Genomic DNA, 14068 nt, shown 5'->3' with positions numbered 1-14068 from the left:
CCGTGGGACTCGTTCGCCGCAACGCGCCGCCGCCCGAGGAGACGGCCGCGCCACCGTCCGCCGACACCCTGCTGAGCCAGCTCGACGACGCCGACCCGGAGCTGCGCCGGGAGGCCGCGCTCGGCCTGGACGGCTCGGCCGAGGCCGTGCCCGCGCTGCTCGACCGGGTCGCCGGCGAGAGCGTGGAGACGGTGCGCGACGCCATGCTCACCACCCTCGCCGCGCACGACACGGCGCAGGTTGCCGAGGGGCTCGCCGTCCATCTGGCCAGCGACGACGCCGGCCTGCGCACGGCCGTGGCCGAGACGCTGGCCACCATGCCCCACTCGATGCCGGCCATCGTGCCCCGGCTGATCTCCGACGACGACCACGACGTCCGGGTGATGACCGCGATGGTGCTGGCCGACCTGCCGCACCCCGAGGCGATGACCTGGCTGGCCGTCATGATCCGGGAGGACCCGCATCCGAACGTGGTCACCGCGGCCATCGACGCGCTGCTGCCGTCGATCGGGCCCGAGCATCACGAGATGCTGCGGGGCGCGGTCGCGCGGTTCCCGGACGATCCGTTCCTGCGGTTCACGGTCGAGGCGGCCGTCAAATGACCAGTGCCGCCACGACCGGCGCCGGTCTCAGCGAGGCGGACTTCGAGAAGTTCCGCGAGTACTTCTACAAGCGGACCGGGATCCAGTTCCAGCCGAACAAGCGCTACTTCGTCGACAAGCGGATCGACACGTGCATCAAGAACTCCGGGTTCGACACGTTCACCTCCTGGTTCGCGGCGCTGCGCCTGAGCGACCGCTCCGACCTGCTCCAGGAGCTGATCAACCAGCTCACCGTCAACGAGACGTACTTCCTGCGCGAGGACTACCAGTTCGACTCGATGCTGCGGACCGTGCTGCCCGACGTGGTCAACTCCCGGGGCGGCCCGAACCGCATCGTGGGGCCCGTGAAGATCCTCTCCCTGCCGTGTTCGACCGGCGAGGAGCCGTACTCCATCGCCCTTCGCCTTCTGGAGGAGTGGGACCTGATCGACCGGATCGACGTGGAGATCCACGGAGCCGACATCGACAGCTCGGTGCTCGACCGGGCCCGGCACGCCAGCTACGGCGACCGCTCGCTGCAACGCGTGCCGAAGAAATGGCGGGACAAGTACTTCAGCCCGGTCGGCTCGGGCCGCTACCAGCTCGACGAGGGCATCCGCGGCGCGGTCACGCTGCACCAGGTCAACGTGACCGACACCCTGGCCATGCGGGCGTTCCGCGACTTCGACGTGATCTTCTGCCGGAACGTGCTCATCTACTTCGACGAGCTGTCCAGTCGGCGGGCGGCCGAGAACCTCTACGGCGCGATGCGGCCCGGCGCCTATCTGTACCTCGGCCATTCCGAGTCGATGAGCCGCATCTCGCCGATCTTCACACCGACCCGCCTCCCGGAGGGCATCGTCTACCAACGACCGACCGGAGCCAACCGATGACAGAGACCCCAGTGAAGGTGCTGGTCGTCGACGACGCCGCCACGGTGCGGCTCTATCACACCAGCCTGCTGTCCGAGGCCGGCTTCGCCGTCGAGCAGGCCGCGAACGGTCTGGAAGCCGTCGAGGCCGCCCTCACCACCGCGTTCGACCTGTTCGTGGTCGACGTCAACATGCCCAAGATGAACGGCTACGCCTGCGTGGAGACGCTGCGCTCGGAGACGGTCGGCACGCCGGCCCCGGTCCTGATGATCAGCACCGAGGACCGTCCGGGCGACGCCGAGCGGGCGTACGCGGCGGGCGCCAACCTCTACATGGTCAAGCCGGTCTCGGCCGAGCGCTTGGTCCGGGTGGCCCGGATGCTCACCGCGGGACGGGGCATTCCGGCATGAACCCGCTGCTCGCCCAGTTCCTCGCCGAGGCGGCCGACCTGCTCACCCAGGTCGACGAGGGCCTGCTCCAGCTCGAACGCGATCCGGGCGACCCGGAGCTGGTCAACGAGGTGTTCCGGGCCGCGCACACGTTCAAGGGCTCGTCCGGGCTCTTCGACTTCCCCGAGCTGACCCGGCTCACCCACGCCGCCGAGGACCTTCTCGACGCCGTACGGGGTGGGAAGCTCAACCTCGACTCGGGGATGACCGACGACCTGCTGGCCGCGTTCGACCTCATCCGCGGCTGGCTGGCCCATGTCACCCAGCACGAGCGGCTGCCCGCGAGCGCCGGCAGCGACGCCGCCGTTCTCATCACCAAGCTCCGCGGCCCGCTCGGCGGCGACGCGACCACGCTGGTGGTGGAGAAGGCGCCGATCGTCCACGTCATCGCCCCGCCGCCGGAGTGGCTGAGCCACTTCGAGCACGAGTGGCTCGAGGCGACCGCGACGTGGCTGACCACCACCTCCTCGACCCTGCGTTTCGCCCGCTACCGGCCCGACGAGGGTTGCTTCTTCCGGGCCGAGGACCCGCTGCATCTGATCAGCCAGGTGCCGGCGCTGGCCCGGATCGCCGTGGTGCCCCCGGACGAGTGGCCCGCGCCGGACGACTACGACGAGTACGCCTGCCTGGTCGGCTTCGTGCTGGCCACCCGGGCCGGGCACGGCGAGCTCGACCACCTGTTCCGCTATGTGCCCGACCAGGTCGAGGTGGTCGAGCTCGACGGTGACGCGCTCCGCCGCTTCCTCAACGGCGAGGTGGCCGACGACGCGCCGGCCCCGGTGACCGAGCCGGCCGGGGAGACGCCGCGGGATCCGGAGGTGGTCCAGGACGCGTACGCGATTCTGACCGCGGCCCAGACCTCCCTCCGAGCCGAGGAGGTGATCGGCGGTGCCCGGCTGGCCTCGATCGCCCACTCGATCACGGCGGCCGCGGCGGCCCTCGGCGACATCACGGAACTGTCCGACCTGAACGCCGCGCAGCTCACCGAGACCGTCAACCGTCTGCTGGGCTCGACACCGCCGCCCCCCGAGCCGGTCGAGCGGCCCGCGCCGGAGGAGCGGATCGACCGCGGCCGGGCCGACGATCCCGGCGGCCAGGTCGGCACCAAGATCCTCAAAGTGGACCAGGAGAAGGTCGACCACCTCATGGAGCTGGTCGGCGAGCTCAACGTGGCCAAGAACGGCCTGACCTTCCTGGCCGACTCGGCCGAGGAGGAGTTCGGCAGCCGGGTGCTCAGCCGGCGCATCAAGGACCAATACTCGGGCCTGCACCGGATCGCCGAGGAGCTCCAGGCGGCCGTGATGGACGTACGGATGCTGCCGCTGTCGGTGGCCTTCTCGCGCTTCCCGCGGCTCGTGCGCGACCTCAGCCGCCGGCTCGGCAAGAACATCGAGCTGGTCATGGAGGGCGAGGACACGATGGCCGACAAGGACGTCATCGAGGCCCTCGGCGACCCGCTCGTCCACCTCGTGCGCAACAGCCTCGACCACGGCATCGAGCTGCCCGACGAGCGGACTGCGGCCGGCAAACCGGCCCACGCGCGGATCACCCTCAGCGCGGTCGCCGACGGCGACGCGGTGCTCGTGGAGATCGCCGACGACGGGCGGGGCATCGATCCCGTGCGGGTCAAGCGCAAGGCGTACGAGAAAGGTCTGATCTCCGAGGAGGAACTGGAGGGCATGGGCGACGCGGAGGCCGTGGAACTGGTCTTCCGCCCCGGGTTCTCCACCGCCGACCAGGTTTCCGATCTCTCCGGCCGGGGAGTCGGCATGGACGCGGTCCGCGCGAGCGTGGAGAAGCTCGGCGGCACCGTGACCATGAAGTCAGAGCTCGGCCGTGGCAGCGTGACCCGGCTGCGGCTACCGCTGTCGATGGCGGTCACCCAGGTCATGGTCGTCAGCGTGGCCGGGCAGCGCTTCGGCATCCCGGTCGACCTGGTGGTCGAGACCGTCCGCGTGCCCGGCGGCGAGATGGGCCGGGTCCTGCACCAGGACGTCGTCGTCCTGCGTGGCGAGGTCGTCCCGGTGATCGATCTGGCCGCGGCCCTGCGGATGCCGTGGACGCCGGACGAGAACGACGACCGGCGGATCCTCATCGTCAGCCTGCACGGTCAGCGGGTGGGCCTGCTGGTCGAACAGTTCCACCGCGAGGTCGACGTGATCCTCAAGCCGATGGAGGGCCTGCTCGCCTACGCGGACGAGTTCTCCGGCACCGCGCTGCTCGGCGACGGGCTGGTGCTGCTGGTGCTGAACATGAAGGAGGTGCTGGGTCTTGCCGCTCGAGCTGCATGAGGCCACCGCGACCTTGAGTGACGTGGTGACGGTCGACGAGGTCGAGCCGCTGGTGGCCTGGCTGCGCGCCACCGCCAAACCGAAGGTCAACCTGCGCCGTTGCAACCATCTGCACACCGGCGCGCTCCAAGCTCTGCTGCTTTTCCAACCGAAGATCAGCTCGGCACCGGCGAACGCCTTCCTGGCGGAGCAGGTGCTGCCACTGCTCGCGGGGAGCAGTGGCGCAGCCAGCCGACAAGGAAGTGAACCTCCATGACCACAGTGATGCTCGTCGACGACTCCGCCACCATGCTCATGAGCCTGAAGTCGATCCTGACCAAGGCCGGCTACTCCGTCGAGACCGCCGGGCATGGCAAGGAGGCGCTCGACAAGCTGGCCAAGGGCGTCAAGCCCAACCTGATCATCAGCGACGTCAACATGCCGCAGATGGACGGGATCAGCTTCGTGCGCGAGGCCCGTAAGGCCCCGGGCATGCGCTTCACCCCGATGCTGATGCTGACCACCGAGTCCGAGCAGACCAAGCGCAACGAGGCCAAGTCCGCGGGCGCCACCGGCTGGCTGGTCAAGCCGGTCGCACCGGACCAACTCCTCGGTGTGATCAAGCAGGTCGTTCCGGGCGCCTGAGTTGAGCCCGTTCCTGGGAGGTTTCGATGGCCGGCCTACTCCGTCGTCAGGCGGCGCCGTCCACGCCGGAAGAGGCGAGCGTGCGGGCTGACGTGGTCGCCGGTGCCCTGCGGCCCGTCCCCGAGTTCTGCGAGATCGTCGACGCGCACCTGCACGACGTGATCGAGCAGACCGGGGAGGCCGCCGAGGCGATCGTCCGGCAGATGCTGAAGGTCGACTCGCTGGCCGAGGTGATGGCGGGCGACGTGGTCCGCCTCGCCGGCACCCTCGACCGCACCGAGGACCAGCTGGCCCAGGCCGGCGACTCCAACGCCCAGCTGGTCGACCGGCTGGTCCGCTACTTCCTCTACCGCGACGAGCAGGTGCGGTCGCTGGTGGACGAGATGCGCGGGCTCAAGCAGCACGTCACCCAGATCGAGGAGGTCAGCAAGGCGACGAACATCCTCGCCCTGAACGCCATGATCGAGGCGGTCCGGGCGGGCGACGCGGGCGAGGGCTTCGCGGTTGTCGCGGACGAGGTGCGCAAGCTGGCCACCCGGTCGTCCCAGGCGGCCAGCGGCATCGGCACGATGATCGCCGACCTGACCGCCCGGCTCGACGCGGTGCTCACCGACGACAGCAACTTCGACGAGAACGTCAAGACCGACCTGCCGGCCGGGGACACGGCCATGACCCGCCGTCTCAGCGGCATCGCCCAGGCCCAGCGGGAGATGTCGGAGATGGTGGCGGGCATCCTGCACGACACCGTCGACGCCGCCCAGCAGGTGCGGCAGAGCTCGGACGCGCTCACCGTCGAGACCACCGGCGCCGTGGGGCACGTCCAGTTCCAGGACATCAGCCGGCAGATGCTGGAACACGTGGCGGACGCCGTCAGCGAGGTCAAACGCCAGGTCGAGGACACCATCGGGTACGCCGAGGGCGGTGTGCCGGCCGAAGCGCTGACCGAGCGGGCCATCTCGGCCGACGATCTGCGCAGCCGGCACGTCATGTCCCGGCAGCGGGTGACGCACGGCGAGAAGGCCGGCGTCACGGCGGCCGCCGACGACACACCACTGATCGAACTGTTCTAGGACGGATCCATGTCGCCGAACACCGAGCGGCCCACCGAGGCCGACGCCCTGCGGGCCCTGGCCGAGCTCGTCGGAGAGGAGACCGCGACCGGCATGTGGGACCTCACGGTCCGCGCGCTCGGCCTGCGCCGCCCGGTCGAGTCGGTCAGCGACCTGCGCCAGATCGCCGAGCACATGATGATCACGGGTGACCTGGTGCGGGTCGCCGGTCGCTCGCTGAAGGTCCGAGCCATCACCTACGACGCCCTGTCACCGACGGGAGGACAGCCATGATGCTTCTCCAGGAGCGCCCGCACATCGCATTTCCCCGTCACGACCGCCTCCTCGACGTGGCCCGCCTGGGGCTCGACCGCGAGGAGCCGCGGCCCTGTCTCCAGGAGATCGTCGACCAGGTGGCCGAGCGCCTCGGCGCGCCGTTCGCCCTGATCGACGTGCTCCTCGACGGCGCCCAGGTGTTCCTGGCCGGCCACGGCCCGGTGCCGCCCTGGATCGCCGAGGCCGGCGGCACGCCGATCGAGTGGGCGTTCTGCCGTCCGTTCCTCACCGACCCGCGGCCCCGCTTCGTGCGGGATCTGTCGGAGGACCCGATGTGGCGGGACAACCCCCTGGTGACCGTCGAGGGCGCCCGGGCGTACATCGGAGTGCCTTTGATCTCTCGCCGTGGGCACGTCATCGGTGGACTGTGCGCATTGGACCTGGCTCCGCGCGACTTCCCGGCGGAGTCGATCGCGACGATGGAGCGCCTGGCGGACGAGGTCATCGACCGCCTTGAATCGGAGGCCGCCGCTCGCGGTTGAGCGGGGTCTCTGGGCGGCGGCGGGGGATCGGTGCCATGATGGGGGGTCGATCGGAGACCCCATCGTGAAGAAACAGCCGGTTCTGATCACCGACGCCGCCCGTAGCCCCGACGAGCAATACCGCAGCCGTCAGGTCCGCTACGTCAGCATGATGACCATCCGGGCCCTCTGCCTCATCCTCGGCGCGATCCTGGTCAGCGTCCGTCCACCCCTGCTCGGCCTGTGGCTCGTCCTCTGCGCGGCCGGCATGGTCTTCCTGCCGTGGGCGGCCGTGCTCATCGCCAACGACCGCCCGGCCAAGAGCAAGGCCGAGCGGGCCGCCTCCGCCCTGGCCGCGAAACAGCAGGCCACCCTGCCTCGGCACACTCCCGAGGACGCCGAATATCTGATCATCGACCTCGAGCCCGAGCCTCGTCAGGAGGAGAGAGGCTGACGCGGCCGGGCGCCGATCTGTCCCACGGCCTCGGCGCCCAGTTCGGTGCCGGCCCTCAGCGACGCCTCCGGCGTCGCGCCGGCACACCAGGCGGCGAGCAGCCCGGCCGCGAAGGCGTCACCGGCGCCGGTCGGATCTTTCATCAGGCGTACGCGGTCAGGAGCCACCGACCGCACGATCCCGTCCCGGGACGCCCAGGTGGCCCCGGCCGCGCCCTGCTTCACGACCGCGTTGCGCACGTGCGCCGTCAGCCGCACCGCCTGCTCGGCCGCCGGGCCGGGCCCGGCCAGCACGTCGGCCTCGTCCGCATTGCAGAGCAACAGGTCGACGTCTCGTACCCAGGCCAGGAAAGCGGAAGCACCCACCGACCGCAGCGGCGCCGCCGAGGCCGCGTCGACGCTGGTCGTGCGGCCCGCGGCCTGGTGCAGAGCGGCCAGACCGCCCGGCCGTGACCCCTCGTGCAACAGCGGATAGCCCGAGAGGTGCAGGTGGGAGGCGCCCTTCATCGCGGCTCGCACGTCGTCCGGGCCGAGCAGCAGCGCGGCGCCCCGATCCGTGATCATCGTCCGCTCCTGCGGGCCGGCCAGCACCACGACACTGCCGGTGACCGCGCCCGGATGGGCCCGCACCGCGCACCGCACCCCGGCCGCCGTCAGCTCGGCCACCCGCTCGCGCCCGGCGAGGTCGTCGCCGACCGCCGCGACCAGTGTCACCTCATGCCCCGCGTGGGCCAGCCAGGCCGCGGTGTTCGCGGCCTGGCCCCCTCCGTTGACGGTGATCGCCGCGTCGGTGTCCGAGCCGAGCTCGATCGGCCCGCCGTGCGTCACCAGCACATCGGTGACCAGGTCACCGACGACGACGATGCCGGTCACGCGGCCGCGAATCCCAACGGCGCCGGCGATCCGGCGGTCGCGACCGCGATCTTCGCGGCCAGCTCGGCGTTGCGCAGGATGATCCGCACGTTGACGGCCAGGCTCTGGCCCTCGGTGCTCTCGTGGAAGTGCCCCAGCAGGAACGGGGTGACCGCCTTGCCGGTGATGTGGTCGCGGGCCAGCAGCTCGAGGCCCTCGGCCAGGGTGCGGTCGTGCAGCTCGGTGTCGAGCTGCTCGTCGACCGGCAGGGGGTTGGCCAGGATCAGCGCGCCGGCCCCGACGCCCTGGTCGGACCGGGCCCGGATGACGTCGGCGACCTGCTCGGGCGAGTCGAGCTGCCAGTCGATGTCGAAGCCGCCGTCGGTGATGAAGAAGCCGGGGAAGCGCTTGGTCCGATATCCGGCCACGGCGACGCCGAGAGTCTCCAGGCGCTCCAGCGTGGCCCCCACGTCGAGGATCGACTTCACGCCCGCGCAGACCACGACGATCGGCGTCTGCGACAGGGTGGTCAGGTCGGCCGATTCGTCGAACGTGACGTTCGCCTCGCGGTGCACGCCGCCCAGGCCGCCGGTGGCGAAGACGCCGATGCCCGCGGCGGCGGCGACCGCGCTGGTCGCGGCGACCGTGGTGGCGCCGTCGGCCTTGGTGGCGGCGGCCACGGCCAGGTCACGCACGGACAGCTTGGCCACGCCCTGGGCCAGCGCCAGGTGCTCGACCTGGGCGTCGTCCAGGCCGACGATCAGCTCGCCGCCGATCATGCCGATGGTGGCGGGCACGGCGCCCTGGTCACGCACGGTCTGCTCGATCTCGCGGGCCACACGGAGGTTGTCCGGGTGCGGAAGCCCGTGCGAGATGATGGTGCTCTCCAGCGCGACCACCGGCCGGCCGTCCCGGCGGGCACGGGTCACATGCTCGCCGTATCGAATCGCGAAGTCAGTCACGCCACCTACCGTACGGCTTTGATCATTGGACCGGTCCGGAGGTTGCTGTCACACTTGCGGGTTGGAGCTTTGTTCTCGCCGTCGAGGCCGGGGGGACCGGCGGTGACACAACCGAAGGGCAGATTTCACGTGAGCACTCAGATCCTGGAGCGTCCGGAGACCAAGGACGCCGACACCGGGCCGGAGATGTTCCACTACGTACGCAAAGAGAAGATCGCCGAGAGTGCCGTCATGGGCACGTTCGTGGTGGCGCTGTGCGGCGAGAAGTTTCCGGTGACCAAGTCGCCGAAGCCCGGCTCGCCCGTGTGCCCCCAGTGCAAGGAGATCTACGAAGCGATGACTCGCTGAACGAGGGCATGCTCAGCGCCGACCTCGTCGGCGTCGCGGTCTTCGCGGCGTCCGGCGCCTCGGCCGGAGTGATCAAACGGCTCGACCTGTTCGGTGTCGCCTTCGTCGGCTTCATCGCCGCGCTCGGCGGCGGCATCGTGCGCGATCTGGTCATCGGGGCCGTGCCGCCGCTCGCGTTCGCCGACTGGCGCTACGCGGTGACCGCGGTGCTGACGTCCCTGGCCGTGTTCTGGTTCCACCCACAGTTGTCGAAGCTGCGCCGGCCCGTCCTCGTCCTGGACGCGGCCGGCCTCGGCCTGTTCACCGTCACCGGCACGCTCAAGGCGCTCGACGCCGGCGTGCCGGCCGTCGGCTCCTGCCTGATCGGCATGCTCACCGCCATCGGCGGCGGCCTCGCCCGCGACCTGCTGATGGGCGAGGTCCCCGTCGTCCTCCGGCGGGACATCTATGCCGTCGTGGCCCTGGCCGGCGCGATTATTGTCACGATTCTCCGGGGGCTTTCCCTGGACTCGTTCTGGGCGCTGGCCGCGACCGCCCTGTTCATCACGGGTGTCCGGCTCGTCGCGCTGTACCGCCGCTGGTCCGCTCCGGTCGCTGCGCCGTAACCGGCGCGGGCCCGCCTCCGCGGCTATGCTGGTTGCCGCCTCCGGCTCTCACAACCGGGGGTTCGTTGTTTTTACGAGGGGACCGTTCGAGCTTTGAGCCCGCCACTGCCGAAACTGGAAACCTTCCCCGACCTGCGTGATTGGCAGCGCAAGGCCCTCGTGACCTATCTGCGCCGGCGCAGCGACGACTTCATGGCGGTGGCCACGCCGGGCGCGGGAAAGACCACCTTCGCCCTGCGGATCGCGGCCGAGCTGCTCGCCGACGGCACGGTCCAGGCGGTCACCGTGGTCTGCCCCACCGAGCACCTGAAGGCCCAGTGGGCGTCCGCCGCGGCCCGGGTCGGCATCCAGCTCGACCACCAGTTCCGCAACTCCGAGATCCACTCCTCGGCCGACTTCCACGGCGCGGTGCTGACCTACGCCCAGGTCGGCATGGCCCCGGCGGTCCACCGCCGTCGCACCATGACCCGGCCGACACTGGTCATCCTCGACGAGATCCACCACGCCGGCGACTCCCGGAGCTGGGGCGACGGCGTCAAGGCCGCTTTCGAGCCGGCCGTACGCCGCCTGATGCTCACCGGAACTCCGTTCCGCTCCGATGAGAACCCCATCCCGTTCGTCGAGTACGAGCGCGGCGACGACGGCCTCCAGCGGTCGCGGGCCGACTCCGTCTACGGCTACGCCGACGCGCTGAAGGACCGGGTCGTGCGGCCGGTGCTCTTCATGGCGTACTCCGGAGAGACTCGATGGCGCACGAACGCGGGCGACGAACTCGCGGCCCGCCTCGGCGAGCCGATGACCAAAGACCTGATCGCCCAGGCCTGGCGTACGGCGCTGGACCACCGGGGCGACTGGATGCCCCAGGTGCTGAGGGCGGCCGACGCCCGCCTGACCAAGCTGCGCGAGCACGGCATGACCGACGCCGGCGGCCTGATCATCGCGAGCGATCAGCAGACCGCCCGGGCGTACGCGAAACTGATCGGCGAGATCAGCGGCGAGCAGGCCACTGTCGTGCTCTCCGACGACGAGGGCGCCTCGGGACGGATCGCCACGTTCGCGGCGTCCGAGCAGAGGTGGATGGTCGCGGTCCGGATGGTGTCGGAGGGCGTCGACATCCCGCGCCTGGCGGTGGGGGTCTACGCGACGAGCGCGTCCACGCCGCTGTACTTCGCCCAGGCCATCGGCCGCTTCGTGCGGGCCCGGCGCCCCGGCGAGACGGCGACGGTGTTCCTGCCGAGCGTGCCCCACCTGCTCGGGCTGGCCAGCGAGATGGAGGCCCAGCGCGACCACATCCTGGGCGCCCGCAAGGAGAAAGACGGCCTCGACGACGACATGCTCGAGCGGGCCCAGCGCGAGGAGAACGCGGAAGGCGAGCTGGAGAAGCAGTTCGAGGCGCTGGGCGCCACGGCCGAGCTCGACCAGGTCATCTACGACGGCGCGTCGTTCGGCATGGGAGCGCAGACGGGCACGGCCGAGGAGGCGGACTACCTGGGGTTGCCGGGCCTGCTGACGCCGGACGAGGTGTCGATGCTGCTGAACAAGAGGCAGTCGGAGCAGTTGGCGGCCCGCCAGCGGGTCGAGAAGCAGAAAACGGCCGATCCGGTGCCGGCCCAGCGCGAGGCCCCACCGGTGATGACGGCCGGTGAGCGCCGCAACAGCCTCCGGCGCCAGCTGAACACGCTGGTCGCGGCTCATCACCACCGCACGAACCTGCCCCACGGCAAGATCCACGCCGAACTGCGGCGTCTGTGCGGGGGGCCGCCGAGCGCCCAGGCCACGATCGAGCAGCTCGAGGAGCGCATCGCGACGATCCAGACGCTGTAAAAGTTAAGTCCTCTTGACGTCAAGAGGACTTAACACGAGAATAAACCCATGCTTCTCGACAGAGTGGTGCACTGGAATCTCGATCTCGACGGCGATCTCTACGGCGACGAGCGCGAGCGCCTGCGGTGGTATGAGGGGATCGCCACGGCCGCCTCGCTGCAATGGCTGACGATCCCATGGGCCGCGGCGATCATGGTCTGGCCGCTGGGCAAGCCCGCGGTGCTGCCGCTGGCGATCGTGCTGGTCCTGCTCTACGTGCCGATGATGCTCAGCACGCTCTATGTGCGCCACCGTCGTGTCGACACCACGCCGCGCTCCTGGAGCGGCAAACGGATCTTCCTGACGGTTGTCAGCGGCAGTCCGGCCGCGCTGTTCCTGATCGGTGCGCTCTACGCGTACGACCCCGAGGGCGCCACGTGGCGCGGCGCGGCGTTCGGTGGCGCCTTCGGCGCCGTGGCGGGCCTGGTGGCCCAGGTGGTCGAGACCCGGCGCCGGCGACGTCGCGAGGCGGCTCTGGCACTCACCGAGGACGACGACTGATGGCGCCGCCTGCGGGCCCGGTGCGAGCACCGGAGGCGGGCGGTGCCGCGGGCACGCGCATCAGGGCGGCCCGCAAGGAGGCCGGCTTGACCCAGCAGGGCCTCTCGGCCGCCGTCCAGGTGAGCCGCCAGACCATCATCGCCATGGAGACGGGCGACTACGCCCCTTCGGTGTACCTGGCTTTGAAGGTCGCCAAGGCCCTCAACACGTCCGTGGAGCGCTTATGGGACGAGGAGGTGCCCACACCCACCCCGACCTGACCCCGGCGCCCCTAGGGCCCGCTGAGGTCGCCCTCGCTAGGCGGCGTTCGCGGCGGCGGCGGCGGGATGCCATGCCCCTCACCGGCAGAGGCTCCGGGTCCTCGCGGCGCAGGCTCAGCCGAGGCCTGGCGGCTCCTGCTCGGCGGCCTCCGCGGCCGGCGCAGGACCAACATCTGCCGGCCCACGCTCGACACCCTCGGTCTCACCTGCCCCCAATCACCCAGCACCACCGCTGCCCTGCACCCTGGTCTCGCCGCAATCACCTAGCACCACCACTGCCCTGCACCCTTGGTCTCGCCCCCAACCGCCCAGCACCACCACTGCCCTGCACCCCTGGTCTCACCTGCCTCCAGTCGCCCAGCACACCACCGCCTTGCACCCTTCGTCTCACTGCCCCTAATCGCCCAGCACGACCACCGCCCTACATCCGAGCGCACCTGGCCTCAGCCCCTCCACGGCCGGCGCCGGATTGGCGCAGAGAGCGCGGGCCGCCCAAGGGCACGACTCGCTCCGGGCGTCGCCGCCTGCCCCCGAGCCGAGCCGAGAATGGCGCAGCGACGAGCGCGACGAGCGCGACGAGCGCGACGAGCGCGACGAGCGCGACGAGCGCGACGAGCGCGACGAGCGCGGTAGCGCTGTGAGCCTGGGCAGCGCTGTGAGCGTGAACGGCACCTGGCGCTGTGGGCGTGGGCGGCGCTGTGGGCGTGGGCAGCGCTCGACGCTGTGAGTCCGGGCGGCGCCGTGGGGTGCTCGACGCTGTCAGTCTGGGCGGCGCTGCGGGCGGTGCTCGACGCTGTGAGTCTGGGTGGGGCTGCGGGCGTGGGCGGCGTCGGGCAATGGCGCCGTCGGCTGGGCGGAGCTGCGCCGAGCAGGGCGCGATCGCTGGTGTGCAGTGGGACAAGCGCGCGGGGTGCACCCCCGTCGGGCGTCAACTGATGAGCCTGGACCGTGCGGGCATGGTGCTGTGCCATCAGCGAGGGCTGGGCCGGCCGCTGGGCTGCGTTTGGTGGCGGCCCGCGAGATTGGGCTGGCGCCGGAATGGCGCAGCGGATGGCGGGCGGGCGCGCTGAGCGTGTGGCGTCGAGCCGAACGGGATCAGCGTGTGGGATCAGCTGCGCCGGTTGGGGCCCGGAAGGGGGCAGCGCCTAAAGCGTGGGCTGCAGCTGTGCCGGAGCGCGCTGGGTGCTGGGGTCTTTTGGGCATGAGAAGGGGCGCCCCACACCGTGGGCGCCCCTTCAGAGTCCGTTCGGGGGGATCGGCTCTTTTAGTTGGAGTTAGACATCATGTCGGCGCCGCGCCACGTGAACTCCGGATCGGCCGCGTACTGCACTGCGATCTTCACCAGGTCTTCGGCGTACCGGTTGGCGTGGTGTCCGCAGAACACCAGCTCACCGCCACCAGCCAGGGTCAAACGGAGCTTTCCGGCTGCATTGCAGCGGTCGCACCGTTCATCGGCTGCGGTGCCGGCCAAACTATCCGCCGGCGGCGTGAGAGTCGGGGTCATCGCCTTCCTCCTCTGATCGAACCGATGAACACGTTCCTCGGCTACTGCTCACATCGT

General features: G+C 70.6%; 19 protein-coding genes. 16 read left to right on the top strand and 3 right to left on the bottom strand.

The annotated features are described in order from the left end of the window. Positions 1-2: 2 nt before the first annotated feature. The 10 genes from ACQP2X_RS42220 (at position 3) to ACQP2X_RS42175 (ending at position 7117) form a co-directional block, all read left to right on the top strand. Positions 3-602, top strand: a complete 600-nt coding sequence (locus ACQP2X_RS42220) for a HEAT repeat domain-containing protein (protein ID WP_498691553.1) — start codon at positions 3-5, stop codon at positions 600-602. Beyond that, positions 599-1474, top strand: coding sequence for a CheR family methyltransferase (locus tag ACQP2X_RS42215; RefSeq protein ID WP_498691552.1), 876 nt, complete (start codon positions 599-601; stop codon positions 1472-1474). The genes ACQP2X_RS42220 and ACQP2X_RS42215 overlap by 4 nt, the downstream gene beginning before the upstream one ends. Further along, positions 1471-1863 (top strand): response regulator, encoded by a 393-nt coding sequence (locus tag ACQP2X_RS42210; RefSeq protein WP_498691551.1) that lies wholly within the window; start codon positions 1471-1473, stop codon positions 1861-1863. Before ACQP2X_RS42215 ends, ACQP2X_RS42210 begins: the two co-directional genes overlap by 4 nt. After that, positions 1860-4193 (top strand): chemotaxis protein CheA, encoded by a 2334-nt coding sequence (locus ACQP2X_RS42205; RefSeq protein ID WP_498691549.1) that lies wholly within the window; start codon positions 1860-1862, stop codon positions 4191-4193. Before ACQP2X_RS42210 ends, ACQP2X_RS42205 begins: the two co-directional genes overlap by 4 nt. Then, positions 4174-4449, top strand: a complete 276-nt coding sequence (locus ACQP2X_RS42200) for a hypothetical protein (protein ID WP_498691545.1) — start codon at positions 4174-4176, stop codon at positions 4447-4449. The genes ACQP2X_RS42205 and ACQP2X_RS42200 overlap by 20 nt, the downstream gene beginning before the upstream one ends. Beyond that, positions 4446-4817: a response regulator gene (locus ACQP2X_RS42195; protein ID WP_498691543.1), complete on the top strand. Its 372-nt coding sequence runs from the start codon at positions 4446-4448 to the stop codon at positions 4815-4817. The genes ACQP2X_RS42200 and ACQP2X_RS42195 overlap by 4 nt, the downstream gene beginning before the upstream one ends. Before the next feature lie 26 nt (positions 4818-4843). Further along, positions 4844-5887 (top strand): methyl-accepting chemotaxis protein, encoded by a 1044-nt coding sequence (locus ACQP2X_RS42190; RefSeq protein ID WP_498691541.1) that lies wholly within the window; start codon positions 4844-4846, stop codon positions 5885-5887. 9 nt (positions 5888-5896) lie between these two features. Further along, a complete protein-coding gene (locus ACQP2X_RS42185; protein ID WP_498691539.1) occupies positions 5897-6160 on the top strand; it encodes a hypothetical protein in 264 nt (87 codons plus the stop codon). Further along, a complete protein-coding gene (locus ACQP2X_RS42180) occupies positions 6157-6684 on the top strand; it encodes a GAF domain-containing protein (RefSeq protein WP_498691537.1) in 528 nt (175 codons plus the stop codon). The genes ACQP2X_RS42185 and ACQP2X_RS42180 overlap by 4 nt, the downstream gene beginning before the upstream one ends. Positions 6685-6748: 64 nt before the next feature. After that, positions 6749-7117 (top strand): DUF3099 domain-containing protein, encoded by a 369-nt coding sequence (locus ACQP2X_RS42175; RefSeq protein ID WP_498691535.1) that lies wholly within the window; start codon positions 6749-6751, stop codon positions 7115-7117. Here ACQP2X_RS42175 and ACQP2X_RS42170 read toward each other — a convergent pair. Beyond that, positions 7099-7980, bottom strand: a complete 882-nt coding sequence (locus tag ACQP2X_RS42170) for a carbohydrate kinase family protein (protein WP_498701199.1) — start codon at positions 7978-7980, stop codon at positions 7099-7101. The two genes, ACQP2X_RS42175 and ACQP2X_RS42170, sit on opposite strands and share 19 nt — an antisense overlap. A gap of 5 nt (positions 7981-7985) precedes the next feature. Next, a complete protein-coding gene (locus ACQP2X_RS42165; RefSeq protein ID WP_498691533.1) occupies positions 7986-8930 on the bottom strand; it encodes a pseudouridine-5'-phosphate glycosidase in 945 nt (314 codons plus the stop codon). A gap of 129 nt (positions 8931-9059) precedes the next feature. Between ACQP2X_RS42165 and ACQP2X_RS42160 the strand changes: the two genes are divergently transcribed. The 6 genes from ACQP2X_RS42160 (at position 9060) to ACQP2X_RS42135 (ending at position 13234) form a co-directional block, all read left to right on the top strand. Then, a complete protein-coding gene (locus ACQP2X_RS42160) occupies positions 9060-9278 on the top strand; it encodes a DUF3039 domain-containing protein (RefSeq protein ID WP_097318628.1) in 219 nt (72 codons plus the stop codon). 8 nt (positions 9279-9286) lie between these two features. Then, positions 9287-9883, top strand: a complete 597-nt coding sequence (locus tag ACQP2X_RS42155; RefSeq protein ID WP_498691531.1) for a trimeric intracellular cation channel family protein — start codon at positions 9287-9289, stop codon at positions 9881-9883. Between the two features lie 93 nt (positions 9884-9976). Further along, a complete protein-coding gene (locus ACQP2X_RS42150) occupies positions 9977-11707 on the top strand; it encodes a DEAD/DEAH box helicase (RefSeq protein WP_498691529.1) in 1731 nt (576 codons plus the stop codon). Between the two features lie 48 nt (positions 11708-11755). Beyond that, a complete protein-coding gene (locus tag ACQP2X_RS42145) occupies positions 11756-12247 on the top strand; it encodes a hypothetical protein (protein ID WP_498691528.1) in 492 nt (163 codons plus the stop codon). Positions 12248-12333: 86 nt separating this feature from the next. Then, positions 12334-12507 carry a helix-turn-helix transcriptional regulator gene (locus ACQP2X_RS42140; protein ID WP_498691526.1) on the top strand — a complete coding sequence of 58 codons (174 nt, stop codon included), beginning with the start codon at positions 12334-12336 and terminating at the stop codon, positions 12505-12507. Positions 12508-12976: 469 nt separating this feature from the next. Continuing rightward, positions 12977-13234 (top strand): hypothetical protein, encoded by a 258-nt coding sequence (locus tag ACQP2X_RS42135; protein ID WP_498691524.1) that lies wholly within the window; start codon positions 12977-12979, stop codon positions 13232-13234. Positions 13235-13771: 537 nt separating this feature from the next. Here the strand turns inward: ACQP2X_RS42135 and ACQP2X_RS42130 are convergent. After that, on the bottom strand, positions 13772-14011 hold the full coding sequence (locus tag ACQP2X_RS42130) for a DUF7455 domain-containing protein (protein ID WP_097318633.1): 240 nt from the start codon (positions 14009-14011) through the stop codon (positions 13772-13774). Positions 14012-14068 lie beyond the last annotated feature (57 nt).

It is taken from the genome of Actinoplanes sp. CA-131856 (genome assembly GCF_050956135.1).
Lineage (GTDB): Bacteria > Actinomycetota > Actinomycetes > Mycobacteriales > Micromonosporaceae > Actinoplanes.
This window is presented reverse-complemented; position numbering and strand designations above follow the sequence as displayed.